The sequence below is a fragment of the Delftia sp. JD2 genome, from assembly GCF_001682645.1.
Classification (GTDB): domain Bacteria; phylum Pseudomonadota; class Gammaproteobacteria; order Burkholderiales; family Burkholderiaceae_C; genus Comamonas; species Comamonas acidovorans.
Genome location: NZ_LFJT01000001.1, coordinates 107,361 through 130,529, shown reverse-complemented (window position 1 = coordinate 130,529; position 23,169 = coordinate 107,361). Strand labels below are relative to the sequence as shown.

The 23,169-nt window shown below is 68.4% G+C and carries 20 protein-coding genes; 11 read left to right on the top strand and 9 right to left on the bottom strand.

What is annotated here, in order from left to right; genetic code table 11:
- The first annotated feature begins 65 nt into the window (after nucleotides 1-65).
- Nucleotides 66-1,355 (top strand): M20/M25/M40 family metallo-hydrolase, encoded by a 1,290-nt coding sequence (locus ACM14_RS00560; protein ID WP_065344957.1) that lies wholly within the window; start codon nucleotides 66-68, stop codon nucleotides 1,353-1,355.
- Nucleotides 1,356-1,543: 188 nt separating this feature from the next.
- On the opposite strand, the gene ACM14_RS00555 is transcribed toward ACM14_RS00560, so the two are convergent.
- Both ACM14_RS00555 and ACM14_RS00550 read right to left on the bottom strand, forming a co-directional pair.
- Nucleotides 1,544-2,545 carry a tripartite tricarboxylate transporter substrate binding protein gene (locus ACM14_RS00555; RefSeq protein ID WP_013799975.1) on the bottom strand — a complete coding sequence of 334 codons (1,002 nt, stop codon included), beginning with the start codon at nucleotides 2,543-2,545 and terminating at the stop codon, nucleotides 1,544-1,546.
- Between the two features lie 71 nt (nucleotides 2,546-2,616).
- Nucleotides 2,617-3,825: a CaiB/BaiF CoA-transferase family protein gene (locus ACM14_RS00550; RefSeq protein WP_012202002.1), complete on the bottom strand. Its 1,209-nt coding sequence runs from the start codon at nucleotides 3,823-3,825 to the stop codon at nucleotides 2,617-2,619.
- 129 nt (nucleotides 3,826-3,954) lie between these two features.
- Between ACM14_RS00550 and ACM14_RS00545 the strand changes: the two genes are divergently transcribed.
- A complete protein-coding gene (locus tag ACM14_RS00545) occupies nucleotides 3,955-4,860 on the top strand; it encodes a LysR family transcriptional regulator (RefSeq protein WP_065344956.1) in 906 nt (301 codons plus the stop codon).
- Here the strand turns inward: ACM14_RS00545 and ACM14_RS00540 are convergent.
- Together ACM14_RS00540 and ACM14_RS00535 are read right to left on the bottom strand one after the other, a co-directional pair.
- Nucleotides 4,850-6,274: an FAD-binding oxidoreductase gene (locus tag ACM14_RS00540; protein WP_013799978.1), complete on the bottom strand. Its 1,425-nt coding sequence runs from the start codon at nucleotides 6,272-6,274 to the stop codon at nucleotides 4,850-4,852. The two genes, ACM14_RS00545 and ACM14_RS00540, sit on opposite strands and share 11 nt — an antisense overlap.
- 82 nt (nucleotides 6,275-6,356) lie before the next feature.
- Complete coding sequence (locus ACM14_RS00535; RefSeq protein WP_065344955.1) at nucleotides 6,357-6,716, bottom strand: EF-hand domain-containing protein; 360 nt, start codon at nucleotides 6,714-6,716, stop codon at nucleotides 6,357-6,359.
- A 181-nt stretch (nucleotides 6,717-6,897) separates the two neighbouring features.
- On the opposite strand from ACM14_RS00535, the gene ACM14_RS00530 reads away from it, so the two are divergent.
- Nucleotides 6,898-7,470, top strand: coding sequence for a cob(I)yrinic acid a,c-diamide adenosyltransferase (locus tag ACM14_RS00530; protein ID WP_065344954.1), 573 nt, complete (start codon nucleotides 6,898-6,900; stop codon nucleotides 7,468-7,470).
- A 53-nt stretch (nucleotides 7,471-7,523) separates the two neighbouring features.
- Nucleotides 7,524-8,429: a LysR substrate-binding domain-containing protein gene (locus ACM14_RS00525; RefSeq protein ID WP_012202007.1), complete on the top strand. Its 906-nt coding sequence runs from the start codon at nucleotides 7,524-7,526 to the stop codon at nucleotides 8,427-8,429.
- A gap of 12 nt (nucleotides 8,430-8,441) precedes the next feature.
- Here the strand turns inward: ACM14_RS00525 and ACM14_RS00520 are convergent, their stop codons facing one another.
- Nucleotides 8,442-9,671, bottom strand: coding sequence for a D-amino acid dehydrogenase (locus ACM14_RS00520; RefSeq protein WP_065344953.1), 1,230 nt, complete (start codon nucleotides 9,669-9,671; stop codon nucleotides 8,442-8,444).
- A gap of 222 nt (nucleotides 9,672-9,893) precedes the next feature.
- Here ACM14_RS00520 and ACM14_RS00515 point away from each other — a divergent pair, with 222 nt between their 5' ends.
- Entirely contained in the window at nucleotides 9,894-10,775 is an 882-nt protein-coding gene (locus tag ACM14_RS00515; RefSeq protein WP_012202010.1) for an amino acid ABC transporter substrate-binding protein, read from the top strand.
- A gap of 14 nt (nucleotides 10,776-10,789) precedes the next feature.
- Nucleotides 10,790-11,557, top strand: coding sequence for an aspartate/glutamate racemase family protein (locus tag ACM14_RS00510; RefSeq protein ID WP_065345025.1), 768 nt, complete (start codon nucleotides 10,790-10,792; stop codon nucleotides 11,555-11,557).
- A 138-nt stretch (nucleotides 11,558-11,695) separates the two neighbouring features.
- On the opposite strand, the gene boxA is transcribed toward ACM14_RS00510, so the two are convergent.
- The 4 genes from boxA to ACM14_RS00490 all read right to left on the bottom strand — a co-directional run bounded on the left by boxA (nucleotide 11,696) and on the right by ACM14_RS00490 (nucleotide 17,311).
- Nucleotides 11,696-13,039 (bottom strand): benzoyl-CoA 2,3-epoxidase subunit BoxA, encoded by a 1,344-nt coding sequence (gene boxA, locus ACM14_RS00505; protein ID WP_065344952.1) that lies wholly within the window; start codon nucleotides 13,037-13,039, stop codon nucleotides 11,696-11,698.
- Nucleotides 13,040-13,065: 26 nt separating this feature from the next.
- Nucleotides 13,066-14,493, bottom strand: coding sequence for a benzoyl-CoA 2,3-epoxidase subunit BoxB (gene boxB, locus ACM14_RS00500; protein WP_043823400.1), 1,428 nt, complete (start codon nucleotides 14,491-14,493; stop codon nucleotides 13,066-13,068).
- A 38-nt stretch (nucleotides 14,494-14,531) separates the two neighbouring features.
- Nucleotides 14,532-16,202 (bottom strand): 2,3-epoxybenzoyl-CoA dihydrolase, encoded by a 1,671-nt coding sequence (gene boxC, locus ACM14_RS00495; protein WP_065344951.1) that lies wholly within the window; start codon nucleotides 16,200-16,202, stop codon nucleotides 14,532-14,534.
- Nucleotides 16,203-16,396: 194 nt separating this feature from the next.
- Entirely contained in the window at nucleotides 16,397-17,311 is a 915-nt protein-coding gene (locus ACM14_RS00490; protein ID WP_013799986.1) for a helix-turn-helix transcriptional regulator, read from the bottom strand.
- Nucleotides 17,312-17,485: 174 nt separating this feature from the next.
- Between ACM14_RS00490 and ACM14_RS00485 the strand changes: the two genes are divergently transcribed.
- The 5 genes from ACM14_RS00485 (at nucleotide 17,486) to ACM14_RS00465 (ending at nucleotide 23,169) form a co-directional block, all read left to right on the top strand.
- Nucleotides 17,486-19,078, top strand: a complete 1,593-nt coding sequence (locus tag ACM14_RS00485; RefSeq protein WP_065344950.1) for a benzoate-CoA ligase family protein — start codon at nucleotides 17,486-17,488, stop codon at nucleotides 19,076-19,078.
- A gap of 164 nt (nucleotides 19,079-19,242) precedes the next feature.
- Complete coding sequence (locus tag ACM14_RS00480) at nucleotides 19,243-20,406, top strand: ABC transporter substrate-binding protein (protein WP_013799988.1); 1,164 nt, start codon at nucleotides 19,243-19,245, stop codon at nucleotides 20,404-20,406.
- 50 nt (nucleotides 20,407-20,456) lie between these two features.
- Nucleotides 20,457-21,329 carry a branched-chain amino acid ABC transporter permease gene (locus ACM14_RS00475; protein WP_065344949.1) on the top strand — a complete coding sequence of 291 codons (873 nt, stop codon included), beginning with the start codon at nucleotides 20,457-20,459 and terminating at the stop codon, nucleotides 21,327-21,329.
- A gap of 3 nt (nucleotides 21,330-21,332) precedes the next feature.
- Nucleotides 21,333-22,418: a branched-chain amino acid ABC transporter permease gene (locus ACM14_RS00470; RefSeq protein ID WP_065344948.1), complete on the top strand. Its 1,086-nt coding sequence runs from the start codon at nucleotides 21,333-21,335 to the stop codon at nucleotides 22,416-22,418.
- Nucleotides 22,411-23,169 (top strand): ABC transporter ATP-binding protein, encoded by a 759-nt coding sequence (locus ACM14_RS00465; protein WP_065344947.1) that lies wholly within the window; start codon nucleotides 22,411-22,413, stop codon nucleotides 23,167-23,169. The genes ACM14_RS00470 and ACM14_RS00465 overlap by 8 nt, the downstream gene beginning before the upstream one ends.

The following is a 23,169-nucleotide window of genomic DNA, read 5'->3' as shown; positions in this document are numbered from 1 at the left end:
GCGTGCGCCCTGCGCGGCGCCTGCTATCGTGCAGGCACAACTTTTTCAACACAGGAGACCTGTCCATGCGTTCCGCCTTCGCACCGCTTTCCCTCATGTTCCGCAGCGCCCCGCTGGCGCTGGCCCTTGCCATGGCCGGCCTGTCCGGCAGTGCCCTGGCTGCGCCCAAGGCCGATATCCAGGCGCTGGCGCAAAAGCACCAGCAGCCCTTGCTGGACACGCTGCGCGACCTGGTGCACATCGAGTCGGGCAGCAAGGACATGGAGGGCGTGGAGCAGATCGCCAACTACGTGGCCGGCAAGCTGCGCGAGCAGGGCGGCAAGGTCGAGATCCTGCAGCCCACCGACGTCTACCGGCTGGGTGACACGCCCGAGAAGATCGGTCCCATGGTGCATGCCGAGTTCAAGGGCAAGGGCACCAGCCGCATCATGCTGATCGCCCACATGGACACGGTCTACCTGCGCGGCATGCTCAAGGACCAGCCGTTTCGCATCGACGGCGAGCGCGCCTACGGCCTGGGCATTGCCGACGACAAGCAGGGCGTGGCCCTGATCCTGCACACCGTGGCCATGCTGCGCCAGCTGGGCTTCGACAACTACGGCACGCTGACCGTGCTGATGAACAGCGACGAGGAAATCAGCTCGCCCGGCGCGCGCAGCACCATCACGCGCATGGGCGCCGAGCAGGATGCGGTCTTCTCTTTCGAAGGCGGCGGCACCGACGGCGGCGTGCGCCTGGCCACCAGCGGCATCGGCGCGGCCTACCTCAAGGTCGAGGGCAAGGCCTCGCACGCGGGCGCCAAGCCCGAGGACGGCGTGAACGCGCTGTACGAGCTGTCGCACCAGCTGCTGCAGATGAAGGACCTGTCCAAGCCCGAGACCGGCCTCAAGCTCAACTGGACCGTGGCCAAGGCCGGCACCAACCGCAACGTCATTCCCGCCGAGGCCACGGCCCAGGCCGACGCCCGCGCGCTGCGCGTGGCCGACTTCACGGCGCTGGAGCAGGCCATGCAGGCCAAGGTGGGCCACAAGCTGCTGGGCGCCAGCAAGGTGCAGCTCAAGTTCGAAGTGCGCCGCCCGCCGCTGGAGGCCAACGAGGCCTCGCGCAGCCTGGCCAAACAGGCGCAGACCATCTACAGCGACGAGCTGGGCCTGAAGATGAGCGTGATGGAAAAGGCCACGGGCGGCGGCACCGACGCGGCGTTTGCGGCGCTCAAGGCCAAGGGTGCGGTCATCGAGGGCTTTGGCCTGAGCGGCTACGGTGCGCACTCCAATGATGCGGAGTATGTGCAGCTGAACACCATCGTGCCCCGCCTGTACCTGGCCACGCGCATGATCATGGATCTGTCGAAGTAGCCCCCACGCTCCCCTGCTTCGCATGGTCCGCTGCCCCTGGCCGGGCGCCCCCCGAGGGGGCCGCGTTTCGCCTTGGGGCGGCCCGGCGGCGAAACCTGGCGCACTCTGCAGATGGCGGGGGCAAAAAGCAAAAAAGGGCATGCCTTGCGGCATGCCCTGAAGGCGCATCGTGGGGCGCTCTGTGTTCTTTACTGCGAAGAGATGTTCTTGTCCTTGGCGATCTTGCTCCAGCGCGTGAAGTCGGCATTCAGGCGCGCCTTCATGGCCGCGCCGTCCTGGTAGGTGGCAATGGCGCCTGCGGCCAGCATCTTCTTTTGCAGCTCGGGCTCGGCCAGGATGAGCTTGAGCTCCTGGTTCAGGCGCTGGACCACGGCGGGCGGCGTGTTCAGCGGGGCGATCAGGCCGCCCCAGGTGTCGGCGTCGAAGCCGGGGAAGCCCTGCTCGGCCACCGACTTCACGTTCGGCAGCAGCTGCTTGGCCTTTTGCGAGCTGACGGCAATGGCGCGCAGCTTGCCCGCCTGGATGTGGGGCAGGGCCGCGACCACGTCGGCGAACATCACGGCGATCTGGCCGCCGATCAGGTCGGTCACGGCCGGCGCGCTGCCGCGGTAGGGCACGTGCTGCATGTCGAAGCCGCCCAGGTCCTTGAGCTGCTCCATGGACAGGTGGCCGAAGCTGCCCGTGCCCGAGCTGGTGTAGTTCAGCGCCGGCTTGGCCTTCTTGGCATGCTCGATCAGCTGCTGCAGGTTGGTCACGTCCGGCAGCTCGCGCGGGTTGATGACGATGGCCATGGGCAGGTCATAGACCGTGGCCACGGGCAGGAAGTCCTTGCGCACGTCGTACAGGTTGTTGTTGAACAGCATGGGCGCCAGCAGCGCGGGCATGCCGAACATGGACAGCGAGTAGCCGTCGGGCTGTGACTTGATGAAGGCCGCCGTGCCCACCGAGCCCGAGGCGCCGGGGCGGTTGTCGATGACGATGGTCTGGCCCAGGCGCTCGGTCAGGCGCTGCGCGACGATGCGCGCGGCCGTGTCGGTGGGGCCGCCGGGCGGGAAGGCCACGGTCAGCTTGATCAGCTTGTCGGGCCACTGGCTCTGGGCCCGGGCGGCGGGGGCCAGCGTGGCGATGGCGGTGGCGCAGGCGGCGGAAAGGATCTGGCGGCGCGAGGCCTGGAAGGGGGTGGAAGTCATATGTCTCCTCAAGCGGGAAGGGGTGGAAATGAGAGCCGTGGAGCGGTCTGGGTGGGAACGTCTGCGCGCTCTCAGATGATGTTTTTGGCGCGCAGTGCGGCGCGGGCCTGTTCGTCCAGGCCCAGGCGCTGCTGCAGCACCTCGTCGGTGTGTTCGCCCTGGTGCGGCGGCGGGCGGCGCACGGGCAGGCGCTGGCCGTCCAGCGCATAGGGCGGGGCCAGCACGGACTGGCTGCCGGCCTCGCTGTCCTCGAAGCGGTGCAGCAGGCCGGCGTCGGCCGTGCGCTGCGAGTTCAGGGCCTCGAACAGGCCCAGCACCTCGCCGCAGGGAATCTGCGCGGCCGTCAGGCATTCGAGCAGCTGGGCGCGCGTGAAGCGCAGCAGCTCGGCCTGCACCAGCGGCATCAGCAGCTCGCGGTTTGCCGAGCGTGCGGTATTGGTGGCAAAGCGTTCGTCGGCGGCCCACTCGGGCTTGGCGATGACGTCGGTGCAAAAGCGCTGGAACTGGCCGTTGTTGCCCACGGTGATGACCAGCGGGCCGTCGGCCGCCTCGAACACGCCGTAGGGCACGATGGACGGATGGGCGTTGCCGAACTTGGGCGGGTCGCCGGCCTTGAGCAAGGCCTCCATGCCGTAGTAGCTGGTGATCATCAGGCCGCAGTCGTACAGGGCCATCTGCACATGGCGGCCGCGCCCGCTGCGCTCGCGCTCGTAGAGCGCGGCCAGGATGGCCTGGGCCGAGTACATGCCCGTGAACATGTCCACGGCGGCCACGCCGAACTTCAGCGGGCCCTGGCCCTGCTCGCCGTTCATGGCCATGATGCCGGACTCGCCCTGCACCACCAGGTCGTAGCCGGGCCGCGTGGCCTCGGGGCCGCTGCGCGAGTAGCCCGAGATGGAGCAGTACACCAGGCGCGGGTTCAGCTGCGACAGCTGCTCGTAGCCCAGCCCCAGCTTCTCGGCGCCGCCGACCTTGAAGTTCTGGATGACCACGTCGCTGTCGGCCGCCAGCTCGCGTGCGATGCGCAGGCCCTCTTCGGCCTGCAGGTCCAGCGTGACCGAGCGCTTGTTGCGGTTGGCGCTGTTGAAGTAGGAGGTGTTGCGCTGGCCCACGCGCACGCCCCAGTCGCGCGTGTCGTCGCCGCGGCCCGGGTGCTCGACCTTGACGACATCGGCGCCCAGGTCGGCCAGCGCCATGGCGCACATGGGGCCGGCCAGCACGCGCGAAAGATCCAGGACGCGCACGCCGTCCAGCGGCAGGGAAGAGGGGAGAGCACTCATGCGAAACCTTGTCGAACCACGAAAACCGCAACGGGCCGGTGATGCCCGGGCAGGCCCGCATTCTTTATTCGTTTATGGACTTTGACAATCGTGCTAAAAAATGGACATTGTGTGTACTGAGGTTTGACAATGGATCTGGGCGGACTGTCCCTGCTGGTGGACATCATCGAAGCCGGCAACCTGAGCCGCGCCGCCGTGCGCCTGGGCATGAGTCGCGCCAACGTCAGCCACCGGCTCAACCAGTTCGAGCGCCAGATCGGCCAGCAGCTGCTGCGCCGCACCACGCGCCAGGTCGAGCCCACCGAGCTGGGCCTGCGCCTGTATGCCCATGGCCGCGCGATACGCCAGGAAGCCATGGCGGCGGCCGAGTCGGTGGACAGCCTGGGCCAGAGCCTGCAGGGCACCGTGCGGCTGAGCGTGCCCAGCGGCTACGGCCAGCTGCAGATGTCGGGCTGGCTGACGGAGTTCATGCGCATGCATCCGGGCATCACGCTGGAGGTGATCTTCGACAACGACATCGAGGACCTGATGCAGGGCGCCGTGGACTTCGCCGTGCGCGTGATGACCGAGCCGCCTGAAAGCCTGGTGGCCTGCAAGCTCGGCGATGTGCTCTACGAGGCCTGCGCCACGCCGCAGTTTCTGGCTGCGCATGGCCATCCCGACTCGCTGCTGGCGCTCAAGCGCGTGCCGCTGATCACCTCGGCCCTCACGGGCCAGAAGCTGCGCACGGCGGGCATGAACGGCGCCCGGCCCACCGAGCTGCGCATACGCCCGCGCCTGATGTCGCCCAACTTCCACTTCCTGCGCGATGCCGTGCTGCAGGGCCTGGGCGTGGCCGTGGTGCCGCGCTACATGGTGGCGGCCGAACTGGCCAGCGGCGCGCTTGAGCGCCTGCCGCTGCCGCCCGGCAGCCTGGACTTTCTGGCCACGCGCCAATACCTGCTGTACATGCCGTCCCACTACCAGACGCGGGCCATCACCACGCTGATCGACTTCCTGCGCGAGAAGGCCGCGGCGGAGGGACTCAGAGGCTGAAGATCTTGCCGGGGTTCAGGATGTTCTTCGGGTCCAGCGCCTGCTTGATGGAGCGCATCATCTGCACCGCGCCGTCGCCGGCTTCCTCGCGCAGGAAATCCATCTTGTGGATGCCCACGCCGTGCTCGCCCGTGCAGGTGCCGCCCAGCGCAATGGAGCGCGACACCAACTGGTGGTTGAGCTGCTCGGCGCGCGAGCGCTCGTCCTCGTTGTCCGGGTCGATCAGGTAGCCGAAGTGGAAGTTGCCGTCGCCCACGTGGCCGACGAGGAAGTAGGGAATGCCGCTGTCATCGGCCTCGCGCACCGAGTCCAGCAGCGCATCGGCCAGGCGGCTGATGGGCACGCAGGCATCGGTGGTGATGCAGCGGCAGCCGGGGCGGCTGGAGACGGCCGCGAAATAGGCGTTGTGGCGGGCCGTGAACAATCGCGTGCGGTCCTCGGGACGCTCGGCCCATTCGAAGGCGTTGCCGCCGAACTCGCCCGCAATGTCCTGCACCATCTCGGCCTGCTCCTTCACGCCCGTGGGCGAGCCGTGGAACTCCATCAGCAGCATGGGTTCCTCGCGCAGCGTGAGCTTGCTGTAGGCATTGACCATGCGCACCGAGTTCACGTCCACCAGCTCCACGCGGGCGATCGGCACGCCCATCTGGATAGTCTGGATGACCGTGCGCACGGCGGCCTCGATGCTGGGGAAGGAGCAGATGGCCGCGCTCACGGCCTCGGGCAGCGGGTACAGGCGCACCGTGATCTCGGTGACCACGCCCAGCGTGCCCTCGCTGCCCACGATCAGGCGCGTGAGGTCGTAGCCCGCGCTGCTTTTCTTGGCGCGCGTGCCGGTGCGCATCAACTCGCCGCTGGCCGTGACCAGTTCCAGCGCCAGCACGTTCTCGCGCATGGTGCCGTAGCGCACGGCATTGGTGCCGCTGGCGCGCGTGGCGGTCATGCCGCCGATGGAGGCATCGGCGCCGGGATCGATGGGGAAGAAGAAGCCCGTGTCCTTGATGGCATCGTTGAGCTGCTTGCGCGTGATGCCGGGCTGCACGGTGACCGTCAGGTCCTCGGTGTTGACCGAGAGAATGCGGTTCATGCGGCTCAGGTCCAGGCTGATGCCGCCCTCGACGGCCAGCAGATGGCCTTCGAGCGAGGAGCCTGCGCCGTAGGGGATGACCGGCACGGCATGCTGGTCGGCCAGCTTCAGCGCGTCCTGCACGTCCTGCGTGCTTTCGGCAAAGACCACGGCCGCAGGCGGGGGCGCCTGGATGGCGCCCTCGTCGCGGCCGTGCTGTTCGCGCACCGCCAAAGCCGTGGAGCACTGGGCGCCGAAACGCTGGGCCAGGGCTTGGAGGAAGGCTTCGGGGATGGGGCGCTGAGCGAAGTCAGGCTGCAGGCGGACGGGGGCGACAGGGGCGTTCATCGGTGTTCTCCAGGGGGAACTGGAAAGAATACCACCGGCCCTGCCGCCCAACCGTGTGGGTCAGCCGCCAGGCATCCGGGTGTCAGCGCGGCTGGACAGCCTTGCTGAATTCATCGCGCGACAGCGATCCGTTCTTGTCGGCATCGATCTGCGCGAAATTGCTGCTCACGGCGGGCAGGGCCTCGGCCTCCTTCTTGCCCAGCTTGCCGTCCCGGTTGGTGTCGGCGCGGTCGAATGCGGCTTGCACCTCGTTGGCGCCGCCCGCTGGTGCTGCGGGTGCTGGCGCAGATTGCACGCCTGCTGCCGAGCCGCCGCCAAACGTCGGCTGCGGTGCTGCGGACGGAGCCTGCGCCATGGCAGTGACGCTGCCCAGCGAAATGGCCGCGAACAACATCACGCTGCGGATTTCAAAACCAGAGACTTTGCGCAGTTGAGAGGTCATATGTCGAACTCCTTGTCGAACGTGGAACATGACTGCATTCCACCTGCTGCAGCGCAGCAGGGCCAGCACTTTTGCCGGCTGTTGCCTGCTACAACATTTGCGTGCCGCCTGTAACGCACAATTGGGTGTTGGGCCGTTACGGGTCCGGCTTTCCACCCCCGCACCGCCAAGGAGAACGCCCATGGGCAACCGTTTGACACAGATCGCCACGCGCACCGGAGACGACGGCAGCACGGGCCTGGGCGACAACACGCGCGTCTCCAAGAACAGCGGCCGCCCGCACGCCATGGGCGATGTGGACGAGCTCAATTCCCACATCGGCCTGCTGCTGTGCGAGGCCCTGCCCGAGGACGTGCGCGAACTGCTGGTCGATGTGCAGCACCAGCTGTTCAACCTCGGTGGCGAGCTGTCCATTCCCGGCTATGAACTGCTCAAGGACGACGCCCTGCTGCAGCTCGATGAAGCGCTGGCCCACTACAACGCGCAGCTGCCCCGGCTGCAGGAATTCATCCTGCCGGCCGGCAGCCGCGCCGCGGCCCAGGCCCATGTCTGCCGCACGGTGGCACGCCGCGCCGAGCGCATGGTGGTGGCGCTGGAGCAGGGCGAGGCCATGCGGCCCGCGCCGCGCCAATACCTGAACCGCCTGTCGGACCTGCTGTTCGTGCTGGCGCGCGTGCTCAACCGCATGGATGGCGGTGACGACGTCTACTGGAAGAGCGAGCGGATGGCCCGCGCGCAGTCCGCCGAAGAGTGAACCTGCACTGAACCTGCGCTAATCCCGCGCCAATCCCGCGTTTAGGACGGCCCATGCGTCTGCGCCACATCGAGGTCTTCAATGCCGTCATGCAGACCGGCAGCGTCAGCGCTGCCGCACGGCTGATCAACATCACCCAGCCGGCCGTCAGCCGCACCCTGCAGCACGCGGAGCTGCAGCTGGGCTTTGCGCTGTTCCAGCGCGCACGCGGCCGGCTCACGCCCACCAATGAGGCGCTGGCGCTGTTCCCCCACATCGAGAAGCTGTTCGAGCAGCTCGACGAGGTCCAGCGCCTGGCCGACAACCTGCGCCATGGCCAGGCCGCGGACCGGCTCACCGTGCTCACCGTCTTCGCGCTCAGCCGCGAGGTGCTGCCGCGCGCCGTGGCCGGATTTCGGCGCCGCCACCCCCAGGTACAGGTCCATGTGCAGGCGCTGCACACCCCGCAGGTGGTCTCGGCCCTGCTGCTGCAGGAGGCCGACGTGGGCTTCGTCATCAGCTCCGTGGGCCAGCCCGCGCTGGAGCATGAACTGTTGGCCGAGGTGGACATGTTCTGCGTGCTGCCCAAGGGCCTGCTGCCGCCCTCGCGCGTGCGCGAAGAGGGCATGGAGCTCAAGGACCTGGCCGAGCTGCCCGTGGTCGCTCTCGATGCACGCGACCCGCTGGGCATGCGCCTGGGCCAGGCCTGCCGCGAGCACGGCGTGGGCCTGTCGCCCGTGGTCACCGTGCAGACCTACCACGCGGCCCTGTCCATGGCCGAGTACGGCCTGGGCGCCGCCATCATGGACGGCTGCACCGCCCTGGCCGCCGACCGCCGCAAGGTCCATGTCGTTCCCCTGCTGCCGCGCATCACGGTGGGCGTCAATGCACTCAGCCTGCCCCAGCGGCCGGGGTCGGTGCTGGCGCGAGCAATGACCGAGGAAATGCGCAAGGCCTTGCGCGAGTTGCTGGCTGGTTGAGGCCTGCGGGTTTCAGGCCTCCTCCATCTGCCCCACCAGCCTCTGCGCCGACCCGAACGCCAGCGTCAGCCCCAGCGCGCCATGCCCTGTCTGCAGCCACAGGTTGCGCGGACCGCCGCGCTGGCGGCCGGTGAGGGGCAGGCCGGTGGGTGTGGCGGGTCGCATGCCGGTCCAGGGGTGGAGGTTGCCGTCCAGCGGCAGGTCGGCGAAGACCTCCTGCGTGGAGCGGCGCAGGCTGGCGATGCGGCGCGGGTCGGTGCGCGTGTCCCGGCCCACGATCTCCACCATGCCGGCCACGCGCAGGCGTTCGCCGATGCGTGCGAAGACGACCTTGCGTGCGGTGTCGGTGATGCTGACACGGGGCGCGGCGTGCGGCAGCTGCGCTGCGGCATCGGCGGTGATGCTGTAGCCCTTGAGCGGATAGACGGGAATGCGCAGGCCCAGCTGGCGCGCGTGGACCGCGCTTTCCCAGCCGCTGGCCAGCACGTAGTGGTCGGCGCGCAGCGGCAGCGGGCCTGCGGCGGTGCGCAGGCCGGTGATGGCGTCGCCTTCGCGCTCGAAGCCCTGCAGCTCCACGCCGTAGCGCAGTTCGGCGCCGCGCGCGGTGAGCCGGGCGGCCAGTTGTTCGCACAGCAGGCGGCAGTCGGCTGCGGCTTCGCTGGGCGTGTGTACGGCGCCTGCAATGCGCTGGGCGTAGCCGGCGAGCGCGGGTTCGATGCGCGCCACGTCGGCGGCGTTGACGATGCGCTGCGGCGCGCCGCCCAGGCCCGCCTGCAGTGCCACCTGCTGCGCGGCGGCATCCAGCGCCTGATGGGTGGGGTAGAGCACCAGCTTGCCCGGCGTGTGCAGGTCGCAGTCCAGTGCTTCGTCGGCCTGGAGCGACTCGAAGGCCTGGCGGCTTTCGGCGGCCAGGGCCAGCAGGGCGCGCGTGCCTTCGGCCGAGGCATGGGCATTGCAGGCGCCCAGAAAGCGCAGTCCCCAGGCCCATTGCGCGGGGTCGGCGCGCAGGCGGAAGGCCAGCGGCGAATCCTTTTCCAGCAGCAGGCGGGGCAGCATCTTCCAGATGCCGGGATCGGCCAGCGGCTGCACGTAGGAATAGCTCAGCTGCGCGCCATTGCCGCCGCTGGCGCCCTGGGCGGGGCCCGGTGCGCGGTCCAGCACAGTAATGCGGTGGCCGGCCTGCTGCAGCGCCCAGGCCGTTGCCAGGCCGACGATGCCGGCGCCCACGATGCAGACATGCATTGATCGTTTCTCCATGCAGCCGCACTGTAGGCCGCGCGCGGCAGGCTGCGCCATGGCATTTGGCACAGGGGGTATGCATGCAGGTTATGGCTGCGGGCCGCTGCCCAGTGCAGGGGGACCGCCCATAACCGGCGGGCATGGGTCGGCCCGATATTGTCATTCCGCAAAGGCCGCCGCCCTTCCTACACTGGCCGCACATCCACCAAAGACGAGGAGACAAGCATGCAACTTCACACCACCGCGCTGTGCGCGGCCCTGGCCCTGGGAGGCCTGGCTGCGGCCCATGCCGACACGCTGGCCAAGGTGCGCGACAGCGGCCGCATCACGCTGGCCTACCGCGAGTCCTCCGTGCCCTTCAGCTACCTGGACAACGGCAAGCCCATCGGCATGACGGTGGAGATGTCCCAGGCCGTGGCCGAGGCCGTGAAGAAGGCGGTGAACCGGCCCGATCTCAAGGTGCAGTGGCAGGCCGTGACCTCGCAGAACCGCATGCCGCTGCTGGCCAACGGCACCATCGACCTGGAATGCGGCTCGACCACCAACAACACGGTGCGCGGCAAGGAGGTGGCCTTTGCCATCAACCATTTCTACACGGGCACGCGGCTGCTGGTGAAGAAGAGTTCGGGCATCAAAAACTACGCCGACCTCAAGGACAAGACCGTGGCCATCACCACGGGAACCACCAACCTGCAGGTGCTGCGCAAGGCCAATGCCGACAAGGCCTGGGGCATGAACATCGTCATGGCCAAGGACCATGCGGACGGCTTTCTGCTGGTGGAGAACGACCGCGCCGCGGCCTTCGGCATGGACGACATCCTGCTCTTCGGCCTGATCCCCACGGCCAAGAACCCCGGGGACTTCGAGGTGGTGGCCGACTCGCTGCAGGTCGAGCCCTATGCCTGCATGCTGCGCAAGGACGACCCCCAGTTCAAGCAGCTGGTCGATGGCGTGATCGGCGACATGATGAAGTCGGGCGCGTTCGCCAGGCTTTATGACAAGTGGTTCATGCAGCCCATTGCCCCGAGGAACGTGGCCCTGGGCCTGCCGATGAGCGAGCAATTGCAGAAAAACCTGCAGGACCTCAGCGACAAACCCGCTTTTTGATTTCGGATCGCAGCATGCAGCAGCAGCTTCAGCCCCCGCGCGCGGTGGGCATTCTCGGGGGCATGGGCCCGGCCGCAGGCGCGGATTTCGTGCGCCTGTTCGTGCAGGCCTGCACGGCGCACCTGCAGCAGCAGGGCCTGCCCGTGCATGACCAGGCCTATCCCGAGCACTGGCTGGTGCAGTTGCCCATGCCCGACCGCAGCGCCGCGCTGCGGGCGGACCCGCAGTCGCCCACGGGGCCGGCCCAGCACCTGCTGCAGGGCGTGGGCCGCATGGCGGCGCTGGGCGTGCGCAGCGTGGCCCTGGCCTGCAACACGGCCCATGCCTGGCATGGGCAGCTGCAGGCGCTTTTTCCGCAGCTGCATGTGCTGCACATTGCGCGCCAGGCCGCCCTGCACCTGCAGGCCGGCGGCGCGCAGCAGGCCATCGTGCTGGCCACGCAGGGCACCTATGACAGCGGCCTGTACGACGCGGCGCTGGCCGAGTGCGGCATCACCGCGCTGCAGCCCGATGCACAGGGCCGCGCGCGGCTCATGCAGGGCATCTACGACGGCGTCAAGCAGGGCGACATGGACCTGGCCGCGCGCTGCTTCGGCGAGGTGCTGGCGCCGCTGCTGCAGCGCCATGGCGATGTGCCCGTGATCATGGGCTGCACCGAGATCCCGCTGGCCCTGCCGCAGTCGCCGCTGGCGCGCGGTGCCGAGCTGGTGGACCCTGCCTGGATACTGGCCCAGGCCCTGGCCGGCGATGCCTATGGACAGGTCCGAGCTCCAGCGCATTAGTTTTTAAGGTGTTGCGCGCCATTCAATAACTGCCTAGGAACCTGGCGCGGCTCAACTCAGGGACACCGAGGAAGGGCCGCCCCGCACCGAGGGTGTCGTCCCCCTTCGGGGGGAAGGCGCGAAGCGACTCAGGGGGGGTCAATAAGTCTCCAGATGCAGCCGGCCTTCGCGCTTGAGGCGCGCGCCGACCTGTTCCCAGTCCAGTCCCGATTGCTGCGCCACGTCGCGCAGTGCCAGCACCACGCCTTCCTCCATGCTCTTGAGCCCGCAGACGTAGAAGTGCGCGTTGTCGTCGCGCAGCAGGGCCGCCAGGTCGGCCGCACGTTCGCGCAGCAGGTCCTGCACGTAGCGCCGGGGCTGGCCGGCCACGCGCGAGAAGGCCAGGTTGTTGTCGATGAAGTCGCGCGGCAGGCTTTGCAGCGGGCCGAAGTAGGGCAGCTCCTGCGGCGTGCGTGCGCCGAAGAACAGCATGAGCTTGCCGCCCTCGAACCTGCCGCTCTTGCGCAGCCGCCTGCGCCATTCGGTCATGGCGCGCATGGGGGCGCTGCCCGTGCCCGTGCAGATCATCACGATGTGCGAGCGGGGATGGTTGGGCATCAGGAACGACTGGCCGAACGGGCCTATGACCTGGACCCTGTCGCCGATGCGTGCGTCGCACAGGTAGTTGCTGGCCACGCCGCGCACGGGGCGGCCCTGGTGGTCCTGGGTGACGCGTTTCACGGTCAGCGCCAGGTTGTTGTAGCCGGGCCGCTCGCCATTGCGCGCACTGGCCACCGAGTACTGGCGCGCCACATGCGGGCGGCCCTGGGCATCGGTGCCGGGCGCGATGACGGCGATGGACTGGCCTTCGAGCACGGGGAACGGCTGGCTGCCGAAGTCCAGCACGATGTGGTGGGTCTCGCTGTCGAATCCCGCCTCCGTGCAGTTGAGGTTGCCGACCACGGTGGCCGTGACGGGGCTCCTGGGGCCATGCAGGTTGGTGTACGGATGGGCGGCCGACCAGGGCGGCACGGTGGCGCCGTAGCTGGCGCTGCGCAACACCTGGGTATCGGCCTGGTCGTCGGGCCGGGCCGCATCCGCACCGCGCGTGGCGGCCGCCGCGATCACGGCCTGGGCCTGGCTCAGGTCCTCGGCGGCGGGCGCGTCCGCTGCGTCCTGTGCCTGGGTCCGTTCCTGAACCAGTGCCTGGACCAGCGTCTCAGGCGGCAGTTCCTCGGGCAGCTCGTCCCAGAGCAGCTGCTCGGCCACGGGATAGGCGCTCGCCAGCGGCACCTTGCGCCAGTTGTCGATGGCGCCCGTGGGGCAGGGCGAGACGCAGTCCATGCAGCCGTTGCACTGCTCGGCCAGGACCACGTAGTTGCGGTCATCGTGCGTGATGGCGCCCACGGGGCAGGTGGCCTCGCAGGTGTTGCAGCGGATGCAGATCTCCGGGTCGATCAGGTGCTGCGTGAGGATGCCGTGTTCTACCAAGGCGACTGTCATGGGCGACTCCCTGCTGGCGCGGCGCTTCAGTTGAAGCGCACGTATTCGAAATCCACGGGCTGGCGGTTGATGCCCATGACCGGCGGCGCGATCCAGCCCGCGAACTGGCCCGGCTCCACGCAGCGGCCCATGAGCGAGGCGACGAAGGCGCGGTCGGCGTCCGAGGGCAGCCATTCGGCCTCGCGCATGCGCCATTCCTGCTCGCTGACCACGCGGCCGTCGGGGCTCATGCGCACGCCGGCCAGCGCGCCGATCTGGCGGTTGAAGGCCTTGTGCGGCACGGTGAGGCGGAAGTCGATGCCGGCCTTTTCCATGACCTTGTTCCAGCGGCCCACGCCCGCGTTGGAGTCCTTGATGTAGTCGTCGCGCAGCACCTCGTTGAGCGCGTTGAGCATGGGTACTTCCTTTTCCTGCAGCCTGCCGTCCACGACCTCCAGCACCTTGTAGTGCTGGTCGTGCAGGCGGTGGTCGTCCGCGCGCTTGCCTTCCTCGTAGCGGCCCTTGAGGCCGCTGCTGTAGAAGGTGGCGGCATTGCTGGACTGGTCGGCGCCGAACAGGTCGATGGTCACGCTGTAGTGGAAGTTCAGGTAGCGCTGCAGCGTGGGCAGGTCGATCACGCCGGCCGCGCGCAGGCGGCCCACGTCGTCGGTGCGCAGCTCGTTCATGACCTGGCAGGTGCGCTGCAGCACGCGCGAGACGCCGGACTCGCCCACGAACATGTGGTGGGCCTCCTCGGTCAGCATGAATTTGGTGGTGCGCGCCAGCGGGTCGAAGGCGCTCTCGGCCAGCGCGGCCAGCTGGAACTTGCCGTCGCGGTCGGTGAAGTAGGTGAACATGAAGAAGGACAGCCAGTCGGGCGTCTTCTCGTTGAAGGCGCCCAGGATGCGCGGGTTGTTCTCGTCGCCCGACTGGCGCTCCAGCAGGGCCTCGGCCTCCTCGCGGCCGTCGCGGCCGAAGTGCTTGTGCAGCAGGTAGACCATGGCCCACAGGTGGCGGCCTTCCTCCACGTTGACCTGGAACAGGTTGCGCAGGTCGTACATGGACGGCGCGGTCAGGCCCAGGTGGCGCTGCTGCTCCACCGAGGCGGGCTCGGTATCGCCCTGGGTGACGATGATGCGGCGCAGGTTGGCGCGGTGCTCGCCGGGCACGTCCTGCCAGGCCTTCTCGCCCGCGTGGTCGCCGAAGTGCACCTTGCGGTCGGCCTCGGCCGGGTTCAGGAAGATGCCCCAGCGGTAGTCGCGCATCTTCACGTGGCCGAACTGGGCCCAGCCCTGGGGGTCCACGCTGATGGCGGTGCGCAGGTAGACGTCGTAGTCGGTGGAGCCTTCGGGGCCCACGTCGCCCCACCAGTTCAGGAAGTTGGGCTGCCAGCTCTCCAGCGCGCGCTGCAGGGTGCGGTCTTCGCCGAGGTTGACGTTGTTGGGGATCTTCTCGCTGTAGTTGATGGCGCTCATGGTGGGGTCTCCGTGGATGTTTCGGGGCGTGCCTGCGGTCAGACGCGGTTGAAGTCGAAGCCGGCCTTCTGGCCCGTGCCGTAGAGCTTGAGAGCGCCCTTGTCGCCCACGGCATTGGGGCGGTTGAAGATCCAGTTCTGCCAGGCCGACAGGCGCCCGAAGATGCGCGTGACCATGTTCTCGCGGCTGGCAAAGCGCAGGTTGGCCTCCAGGCCCGTGAGCGCATCGGGCGACATGGCGGCGCGCTCTTCCATGGCGATGCGGATCTCGTCGTCCCAGTCGATGTCGTCGGGCGCGGCCGTGACCAGGCCCAAGGCCAGGGCCTGGTCGCCGTCCAGCGCGCGGCCCGTGGCGGCGCGCGCGGCCTCCAGCGGCGCGGCCTCCTCGTAGAAGCGGCGCTGCAGGCGCGACTGGTCGTTGACCAGGGGCAGCAGGCCGAAATTGAATTCGTCCAGCTGGATGCGCGGGGCGCGCTCGGTGTCATCGGGCAGCACCAGCATGTAGGCGCGGTCGGCCGCGAAGGCCAGCTCGGCCAGCATGCCCACGAAGCAGGAGCCGGGCTCGATCAGCGCGAACAGCGTGCGCGAGGACACATCGAGCCGCGCAAAGCTGCGGCGCAGCAGGCCCAGCGTCTCGCGCGCCAGCCAGTGGTCCTGGTGGGCCAGCAGGGCGGCGTCTGCGGCCAGCACGGCGGCGGCATCGCCTTCGGTCTTGAGCAGCCAGGTGCCCACGTCCAGCTCGTTGGTGCGCAGGTGCAGGATGGCGTCGTCCAGCTCGCGGCCCATGGCCAGCGGCCACCAGGCGTCGCCGGCCTGCTCGATGGCTTCGAGGGTGGCAGGCTGCGGGCCTTGCCCAAGCGTGGGCGCCTTCACGGTCAGCGTGGCGCTGCGGCGCGCGCGGTCGATCTGCACGCTGACATGGCGGTAGTGCAGCGCGTCGTCCGTGGCCTCGCGCTCCAGGCGCGTGAGCGTGATGCCCTGCGCGCTGGCGGGGCGCGTGCTGCCCTCGGCCAGGCGCTGCGCGCGCTGGGCCACCACGGCGTCGAACTGCGCGGGCTTGGCCACGGCATCGACCAGGCGCCAGTCCACGGCGCGCTGGCCGCGCACGCCTTCCACGCTGGTGCAGAAGATGTCGGCCAGGTCATGGCGCACATGGCGCTTGTCGGTCACGCGCGTGAGGCCGCCCGTGCCGGGCAGCACGCCCAGCAGCGGCACCTCGGGCAGGGAGACGGAGGAGGAGCGGTCGTCGATCAGCACGATGTCGTCGCAGGCCAGGGCCAGCTCGTAGCCGCCGCCCGCGCAGGCGCCATTGACGGCGGCCAGGAACTTCAGGCCCGAATGGCGCGAGCTGTCCTCGATGCCGTTGCGCGTCTCGTTCGTGAACTTGCAGAAGTTCACCTTCCAGGCATGGCTGGACACGCCCAGCATGAAGATGTTGGCGCCCGAGCAGAAGATGCGGTCGCGCCCGCTGGTGACGATGACGGTGCGCACCTGCGGATGCTCGAAGCGGATGCGGTTGAGCGCGTCGTGCAGCTCGATGTCCACGCCCAGGTCGTAGCTGTTGAGCTTGAGCTTGTAGCCGGGCCGTATGCCGCCGTCCTCGGCGATGTTCAGCTGCATGCGGGCGATGGCGCCCTCGACGGTGAACGACCAGTGGCGGTACTGGGCGGGCTCGGTGCGGTAATCGACAGTGGGGCTGGACGGGTGCATGGACGGCCTCTTGGATGAAAAATAGTGCAGTCGCAGATACGGTGCAGGCACAATTATGCAGTTTCATCCCAAAAATGCACGCAGCAACACGCACGATAGTGCGTGTTTTGGCCATATCCAGGGTAAACACCAGCCAGCACAGGCGAAAAAAATCCAGGCCTGGGGCCTGGATGCCGTGGGTTGCTGCCGCCGTCTCAGCGTGCGGGCAGGAACAGTGCCTTCAACTGATCGAAGCTCTGCTCCAGCGTCTGCCCGCTGGTATCCACCACGTGGTCGGCCTTGGCGTAGAAGCCGGCGCGGCCTTCGAGGATGCTGCGCAGATCGTCCATGGCCTCGGGATTGGCGGCCATGGGGCGGGTATCGCCCTGGGCCACGACGCGGGCCATGTGCTCCTCGGGCTGGGCCTTGAGCCAGACCGTGGTGCAGTGCGACAGCAGCTCGTTGAAGGTGGCCGGGTCGGAGACGATGCCGCCCGGCGTGGCGATGACCACGTCGCTATAGATCTGCACGGCCTCCTCCAGCGCGCGGCGCTCGTAGCGGCGGTAGGCGTTGGCACCGTACAGGTCGTGGATGGCGCGCACGCTGCAGCCCGCAATGCGCTCGATTTCCTGGTTGAGTTCGAGAAAGGGCACGCCCAGCTGCTCGGCCAGCATGCGGCCCAGCGTGGACTTGCCTGCGCCGCGCAGGCCGATCAGGGCGATGCGCGTGTGGCGCTGGCGGTCGCTGGGCGCCGTGCCCAGCAGCTCGCCTGCGGCCAGGCGCACGCGGCGCAGATCCTCTTCATCGCGGCCTTCCAGCAGTTCGCGGATCAGCAGCCATTCGGCGCTGGTGGTGGTCACGTCGCCCAGCAGCTCGGCCATGGAGCATTGCAGGGCCTGTGCAATATGGTGCAGGACCAGCACCGACACATTGCCCGTGCCGTATTCGAGGTTGGCCAGGTGGCGCTCCGAGACATCGGCCGCCGCCGCCAGGGCGCGCCGCGTCATGCCCCGGCGCGAGCGCAGGCTGCGCACACGCTCGCCCAGCGCCTGCAGCACCTGGTTCCTGGGGGCTTCTGAGAGGGAATCCGCCGCCCCGGCGGACTGGGCTGCCGTCTCGAACTGGTCCATAGAGTTTCCTTGAAGAGGGCGTGAATGATAAACAGTCGGGGTTAACACCAGCCATGCAATATAGTGCTTGACGCTCGGTGGTGTTCTAACTATCTTTCTGATGCACGCACAATATTGCATGTTGTGCGGAAGATCACAAGTCGGGCCAGATGCCCGATGTCGAAGGAGACCCCGATGATCGACTTCACCCAGCCCTTCAATTTCGCCGCGCACCTGTTCGCGCTCAATGAGGGGCGGCCCGGCAAGATCGCCTACATCGACGACCACGGCACGCTGAGCTACGGCCAGCTGCAGCAACAGGCGCAGCGCATGGCCAGCGGCCTGCTGGCGGCGGGCATCCACCGCGAGGAGCGCGTGCTGCTGCTCATGCACGACCGCCATGAATGGGCCGTGGCCTTTCTGGGCGCGCTGTATGCTGGTGTGGTGCCGGTGGCGGTGAACACCTTGCTCACGGCCGACGACTACGCCTACATGCTGGGCCACAGCCGCGCCCAGGCCGTGCTGACCTGCGATGCACTGCTGCCCCTGCTGCGCCAGGCGCTGGACCGGGCGCCCAACGAGGTGCGCCATGTCTGGGTGGCTGGCGACGAAGCGGCGGCGCGCGCCGCAGGCTTTGCGCCGCTGCAGCCCTGGCTGGCGGCGCAGCCGCCGCTGCCCGCACCGGCGCCCACGCTGGGCGATGACCCGGGCTTCTGGCTGTATTCCTCGGGCTCCACGGGCAAGCCCAAGGGCGCGGTCCACACGCATGCCAATCCGTACTGGACGGCGCAGCTGTATGGCACGCCGGTGCTGGGCCTGGGCGAGGGCGACATCTGCTTTTCCGCCGCCAAGCTCTACTTCGCCTACGGCCTGGGCAATGCCCTGAGCTTTCCGCTGAGCGTGGGCGCCACCGTGCTGCTGATGGCCGAGCGGCCCACACCCGAGGCCACCTTTGCGCGCTGGGTGCAGCACCGGCCCACGGTGTTCTTCGGCGCGCCCACGGGCTTTGCGGGCATGCTGGCCTCGCCGCTGCTGCCCGCACGCGAGCAGGTCAGCCTGCGCATGTGTTCCTCGGCCGGCGAGGCGCTGCCGGCCGAGATCGCCCAGCGCTTCAAGGCGCATTTCGGCGCCGACATCGTGGACGGCATCGGCTCCACCGAGATGCTGCACATCTTCCTGTCCAACCGGCCCGACGACATCCGCTACGGCACCACGGGCAAGCCCGTGGACGGCTACCGCGTGGAGCTGCGCGGCGAGGACGGCCGCCCCGTGGCCGATGGCGAGGTGGGCGACCTGTTCATCCAGGGCCCCAGCGCCGCCCTCATGTACTGGGGCAACCGCGACAAAACGCGCGAGACCTTCCAGGGCGGCTGGCTCAAGAGCGGCGACAAGTACGTGCGCGACGCCGATGGCTACTACACCTATGCCGGGCGCAGCGACGACATGCTCAAGGTCAGCGGCATCTATGTCTCGCCCTTCGAGGTCGAGGCCACGCTGATGCAGCACCCGGCCGTGCTGGAGGCCGCCGTGATCGGCAAGACCGACGCCGACGGCCTGCTCAAGACCAAGTCCTTCGTCGTGCTCAAGGACGGCTGCAGCGCCACCGAGGCCGAGCTCAAGGCCTTCGTGAAGCAGCGCCTGGCCGCCTACAAGTACCCGCGCTTCATCGAGTTCGTGGACGAACTTCCCAAGACCGCCACCGGAAAGATCCAGCGTTTCAGGCTCCGAGAGCGCGAGGCCAGTACACCCCCTGAGCCGCTACGCGGCTTCCCCCTCTCTACTCGCTGAGCGAGGGAGGGGGACGACACCCTCGGTGCGGGGCGGCCCTTCCTCGGTGTCCCTCGCTTTGGGACGCGCCAGTTTCAAGGGGCGTGGCAGTGCCATGGAGAACCGAAATGAATTGTGTGAGCAAGACCCGCAAAGCAAGACCCATCCACCACAAGGAGACACGCATGAACACCGATCGCAAACACTGGGCCGTCCTCGCCCTGACGGCCTCCCTGTCCTGCGGCGCATATGCGCAGGACAGGATCAAGGTCGGCTTCATGCTGCCTTACAGCGGCACCTATGCGGCGCTGGGCTCGGCCATAGAAAACGGCTTTCGCATGTTCGTGAACGAGCAGGGCGGCAGGCTGGGCGGGCGCGAGATCGAGTTCTTCAAGGTCGATGACGAGTCCGATCCGGCCAAGGCCACGGACAACGTCAACCGCCTGATCAAGCGCGACAAGGTCGATGTGCTGGTGGGCACCGTGCATTCGGGCGTGGCCATGGCCATGGCGCGCGCGGCCAAGGAAAGCGGCACCGTGCTCATCGTGCCCAATGCGGGCGCCGATGCGGTCACGGGCGCCATGTGCGCGCCCAACATCTTCCGTTCGTCCTTCTCCAACTGGCAGTCCTCCTATCCCATGGGCGTGGTGGCGGCCAGGCAGGAAGGCAGGAAAACCGCCATGACCATCACCTGGAAATACGCGGCCGGCGAGGAGATGACCAATGCCTTCAAGGAAGGCTTCGAGAAGGAGGGCGGCAAGGTCAGCAAGCAGCTCACCGTGCCCTTTCCCAACGTGGAGTTCCAGGCCCTGCTGACCGAGATCGCGGCGGCCAGGCCCGATGCGGTGTTTGCCTTCTTCGCGGGCGCGGGCGCCGTCAAGTTCGTCAAGGACTACCACGCGGCCGGCCTGCACAAGACCATCCCGCTGTACGGCTCGGGCTTTCTGACCGACGGCACGCTGGAGGCCCAGGGCGAGGCCGCCCAGGGCGTGCTGACCACGCTGCACTACGCCGACGAGCTGGGCACGGAGCGCGACCGGCGCTTTCGCTCCGCCTATGCCCAGGCCTACAAGCTGATGCCCGATGTGTATGCCGTGCAGGGCTACGACGCCGCCCAGATGCTGGGCGTGGGCCTGAAGGCGGCGGGCGGCGACATCGCGAAGAAGGCCGAGTTCCGCCAGGCCATCGAGAAGGCCACCATCCCCAGCCCGCGCGGCGACTTCACCATCAGCAAGTCGCACAACCCCGTGCAGGACATGTACCTGCGCAAGGTCGTGGGCAAGGAGAACCAGCGCATGGGCGTGGCCATCAAGGCCCTGGGCGATACGGGCCGCGGCTGCCGCATGTGAGGCGCGGGGTGCACTCATACGGACGAATACGCACGCATACGGACATCGCCATGGACCTTGCCACCTTTCTCGTGCAGTGCCTGAACGCCGTCCAGTACGGGCTGCTGCTGTTCCTGCTGGCCTCGGGCCTGACGCTGATCTTCGGGATCATGGGCGTGATCAACCTGGCCCATGGCAGCTTCTACATGATCGGCGCCTACATGGCCTTTGCGCTGTCCCCGCTGCTGGGCCAGCACTTCATCACCATGCTGCTGGCGGGCGTGGCGCTGACCGTGGTGCTGGGCTATGCGCTGGAGTGGGCCTTCTTCAGCTACCTCTACGAGCGCGAGCACCTGCAGCAGGTGCTGATGACCTTCGGGCTGATCCTGGTGTTCGAGGAGCTGCGCTCGCTGCTGGCGGGCAATGACGTGCATGGCGTGCCGCTGCCCAGCTGGCTGTCGGGCAGCTTCTCGCTGGGCGGGCTCATGAGCTATCCGTGGTACCGGCTGTTCGCCTCGGGCGTGTGCCTGCTGGTGGCGCTGGCGCTGTACTGGGTGGTCAACCGCACGCGCCTGGGAATGATGGTGCGCGCGGGCGCCAGCAACCGCGACATGGTGCGCGGCCTGGGCATCGACGTGAAGCGCCTGTACCGCATCGTCTTCGCCATCGGCGTGGCGCTGGCGGCACTGGCGGGCATGATCGCCGCGCCCATGAGTTCGGTCTATCCGGGCATGGGCGGCAACGTGCTCATCATCTGCTTCGTGGTGGTGGTGATCGGCGGCATCGGCTCGATCACGGGCGCGCTGCTGGCCTCGCTGCTGGTGGGCTTTGTCGATACCTTCGGCAAGCTGTTCTTCCAGGAGCTCAGCGGCATGAGCGTCTACCTGCTGATGGCGGTGGTGCTGGTGTGGCGGCCCCAGGGCCTGATGGGGCAAAGGAGCTGAACAATGGCCGTATCCAATCCTTCTCCGGCCCTGCTGGCGGCCGCCGTGCAGCCCCTGCAGCCTGTGCAGCCCGTAGAGATGCAGCAGCGCGCCTGCCGATGGCAGGCCTGCGCCGTGCCGCTGGCCTGCGTGGCGCTGCTGGCGCTGGCCGGCCCCTGGTGGTCGGACTATCTGTCGGGCCTGGTGGTCAAGACCATGATCCTGGCCATCTTCGCGCTCAGCCTGCAGCTGCTGGTGGGCGGCACGGGCCTGGTGAGCCTGGGGCATGCGGCCTTCATGGGCCTGGGCGCCTATGCCGCCGTGCTGTCCGCAGGCAACGAGGGCGGCAGCCTGCCGGCCATGCTGGGCTGGGCGCTGCTGGCCTCGGGCGGCTATGCGCTGCTGGTGGGCCTGCTGAGCCTGCGCACGCGCGGCATCTACTTCATCATGGTGACGCTGGCCTTCGCACAGATGGCCTACTTCGTGGTCCACGACACGGGCATCGGCGGCGGCAGCGACGGCATCTACCTGATGGCCCGGCCCGCGCTGGGCGCCATCGACATGGAAATCCCGCGCGTGCAGTACTACGTGGTGCTGGCCGCCCTGGTGCTGGTCTATGCCTTCCTGGCCCGGCTGCGCCAGTCGCGCTTTGGCGCGGCGCTGGCGGGCATACGCGTCAACGAACAGCGCATGCGTGCGGCCGGCTTCACCACCTACGGGTACAAGCTCACGGCCTTCGTGCTGGCCGGCATGCTGGCCGGCGTGGCAGGCTTTCTGCTGGCGGTGCGCGATGCCGTGGTCAACCCCGAGCTGCTGTCCTGGCACCACTCGGGTGAGGTGCTGCTGATGGTCATCCTCGGCGGCCTGGGCTCGCTGCGCGGCGCCGTGCTGGGCACGGTGGCCTTCGTCGCGCTCAAGGAGGTGCTGTCCACGCATGCCATCGTCGGCCCCATGGCCGACCACTGGCAGCTGAGCCTGGGCCTGACCATCATCGTGCTCGTGGCCCTGCTGCCGAAAGGACTGATGGGGCTGATCGGGCTGGCGGGCCTTGCACGGCAACGCGCTGGAGTGCACAACGAGGTCCACCACAAGGAGGCCGGACATGGCTGATGCGGCACTGCTTTCGGTGCGCGGCCTCACGCGCCGCTTCGGCGGGCTCACGGCCGTGGGCGGCGTGGACCTGGACCTGCATGAGGGCGAGGTCCATGCCGTGATCGGCACCAACGGCGCGGGCAAGTCCACCCTGGTCAACATGCTCTCGGGCGAACTGGCGGCCAGCGCGGGGCGCATTGCGCTCGCCGGCCAGGACGTCACGCGCATGCCCCAGCCCCGGCGTGCGCGTGCCGGCGTGGGCCGCAGCTACCAGCGCACCACCATCTTTCCCGAGTTCTCGGCGCTGGAGAACTGCCGGCTCGCGGCCCAGGCGCAAATGGCGCTCAGGCCCTGGCAGCTGGGCCTGTCCGCACAGCGCTGCGCGGCCAGCCTGCGCCAGGCCCATGCGGCCCTGGAGCGTGCGGGCCTGGCCGGGCAGGCCCAGTCCGTGGCCGGCACGCTGAGCCATGGCGCCAAGCGCCAGCTGGAAGTGGCCATGTGCCTGGCCACCGGCCCGCGCGTGCTGCTGCTGGACGAACCGCTGGCCGGCATGGGCGCCGAGGAGACCGAGCGCATGCTGGCCCTGCTGCAGGAGCTCAAGCGCGGCCATGCGGTACTGCTGGTCGAGCACGACATGGACGCCGTGTTCCGCATCGCCGACCGCATCACCGTGATGGTCAACGGCAGCGTGGTGGCCACGGGCACGCCCGCGCAGATCCGTGTCGATCCCGTGGTCCGTACTGCCTATCTCGGAGAAGACGATGACTGA

Excerpts from the sequence above, each read along its gene's own strand:
- boxA (WP_065344952.1), bottom strand. The coding sequence starts at position 13,039 with ATGACAGTCGCCTTGGTAGAACACGGCATCCTCACGCAGCACCTGATC.
- ACM14_RS00485 (WP_065344950.1), top strand. The coding sequence starts at position 17,486 with ATGATCGACTTCACCCAGCCCTTCAATTTCGCCGCGCACCTGTTCGCG.
- ACM14_RS00555 (WP_013799975.1), bottom strand. The coding sequence starts at position 2,545 with ATGACTTCCACCCCCTTCCAGGCCTCGCGCCGCCAGATCCTTTCCGCC.
- ACM14_RS00535 (WP_065344955.1), bottom strand. The coding sequence starts at position 6,716 with ATGACCTCTCAACTGCGCAAAGTCTCTGGTTTTGAAATCCGCAGCGTG.
- ACM14_RS00490 (WP_013799986.1), bottom strand. The coding sequence starts at position 17,311 with ATGGACCAGTTCGAGACGGCAGCCCAGTCCGCCGGGGCGGCGGATTCC.
- ACM14_RS00530 (WP_065344954.1), top strand. The coding sequence starts at position 6,898 with ATGGGCAACCGTTTGACACAGATCGCCACGCGCACCGGAGACGACGGC.
- ACM14_RS00560 (WP_065344957.1), top strand. The coding sequence starts at position 66 with ATGCGTTCCGCCTTCGCACCGCTTTCCCTCATGTTCCGCAGCGCCCCG.
- ACM14_RS00550 (WP_012202002.1), bottom strand. The coding sequence starts at position 3,825 with ATGAGTGCTCTCCCCTCTTCCCTGCCGCTGGACGGCGTGCGCGTCCTG.
- ACM14_RS00520 (WP_065344953.1), bottom strand. The coding sequence starts at position 9,671 with ATGCATGTCTGCATCGTGGGCGCCGGCATCGTCGGCCTGGCAACGGCC.
- ACM14_RS00475 (WP_065344949.1), top strand. The coding sequence starts at position 20,457 with ATGGACCTTGCCACCTTTCTCGTGCAGTGCCTGAACGCCGTCCAGTAC.
- ACM14_RS00480 (WP_013799988.1), top strand. The coding sequence starts at position 19,243 with ATGAACACCGATCGCAAACACTGGGCCGTCCTCGCCCTGACGGCCTCC.
- boxC (WP_065344951.1), bottom strand. The coding sequence starts at position 16,202 with ATGCACCCGTCCAGCCCCACTGTCGATTACCGCACCGAGCCCGCCCAG.
- ACM14_RS00470 (WP_065344948.1), top strand. The coding sequence starts at position 21,333 with ATGGCCGTATCCAATCCTTCTCCGGCCCTGCTGGCGGCCGCCGTGCAG.
- ACM14_RS00525 (WP_012202007.1), top strand. The coding sequence starts at position 7,524 with ATGCGTCTGCGCCACATCGAGGTCTTCAATGCCGTCATGCAGACCGGC.
- ACM14_RS00540 (WP_013799978.1), bottom strand. The coding sequence starts at position 6,274 with ATGAACGCCCCTGTCGCCCCCGTCCGCCTGCAGCCTGACTTCGCTCAG.
- ACM14_RS00515 (WP_012202010.1), top strand. The coding sequence starts at position 9,894 with ATGCAACTTCACACCACCGCGCTGTGCGCGGCCCTGGCCCTGGGAGGC.
- ACM14_RS00510 (WP_065345025.1), top strand. The coding sequence starts at position 10,790 with ATGCAGCAGCAGCTTCAGCCCCCGCGCGCGGTGGGCATTCTCGGGGGC.
- ACM14_RS00465 (WP_065344947.1), top strand. The coding sequence starts at position 22,411 with ATGGCTGATGCGGCACTGCTTTCGGTGCGCGGCCTCACGCGCCGCTTC.
- boxB (WP_043823400.1), bottom strand. The coding sequence starts at position 14,493 with ATGAGCGCCATCAACTACAGCGAGAAGATCCCCAACAACGTCAACCTC.
- ACM14_RS00545 (WP_065344956.1), top strand. The coding sequence starts at position 3,955 with ATGGATCTGGGCGGACTGTCCCTGCTGGTGGACATCATCGAAGCCGGC.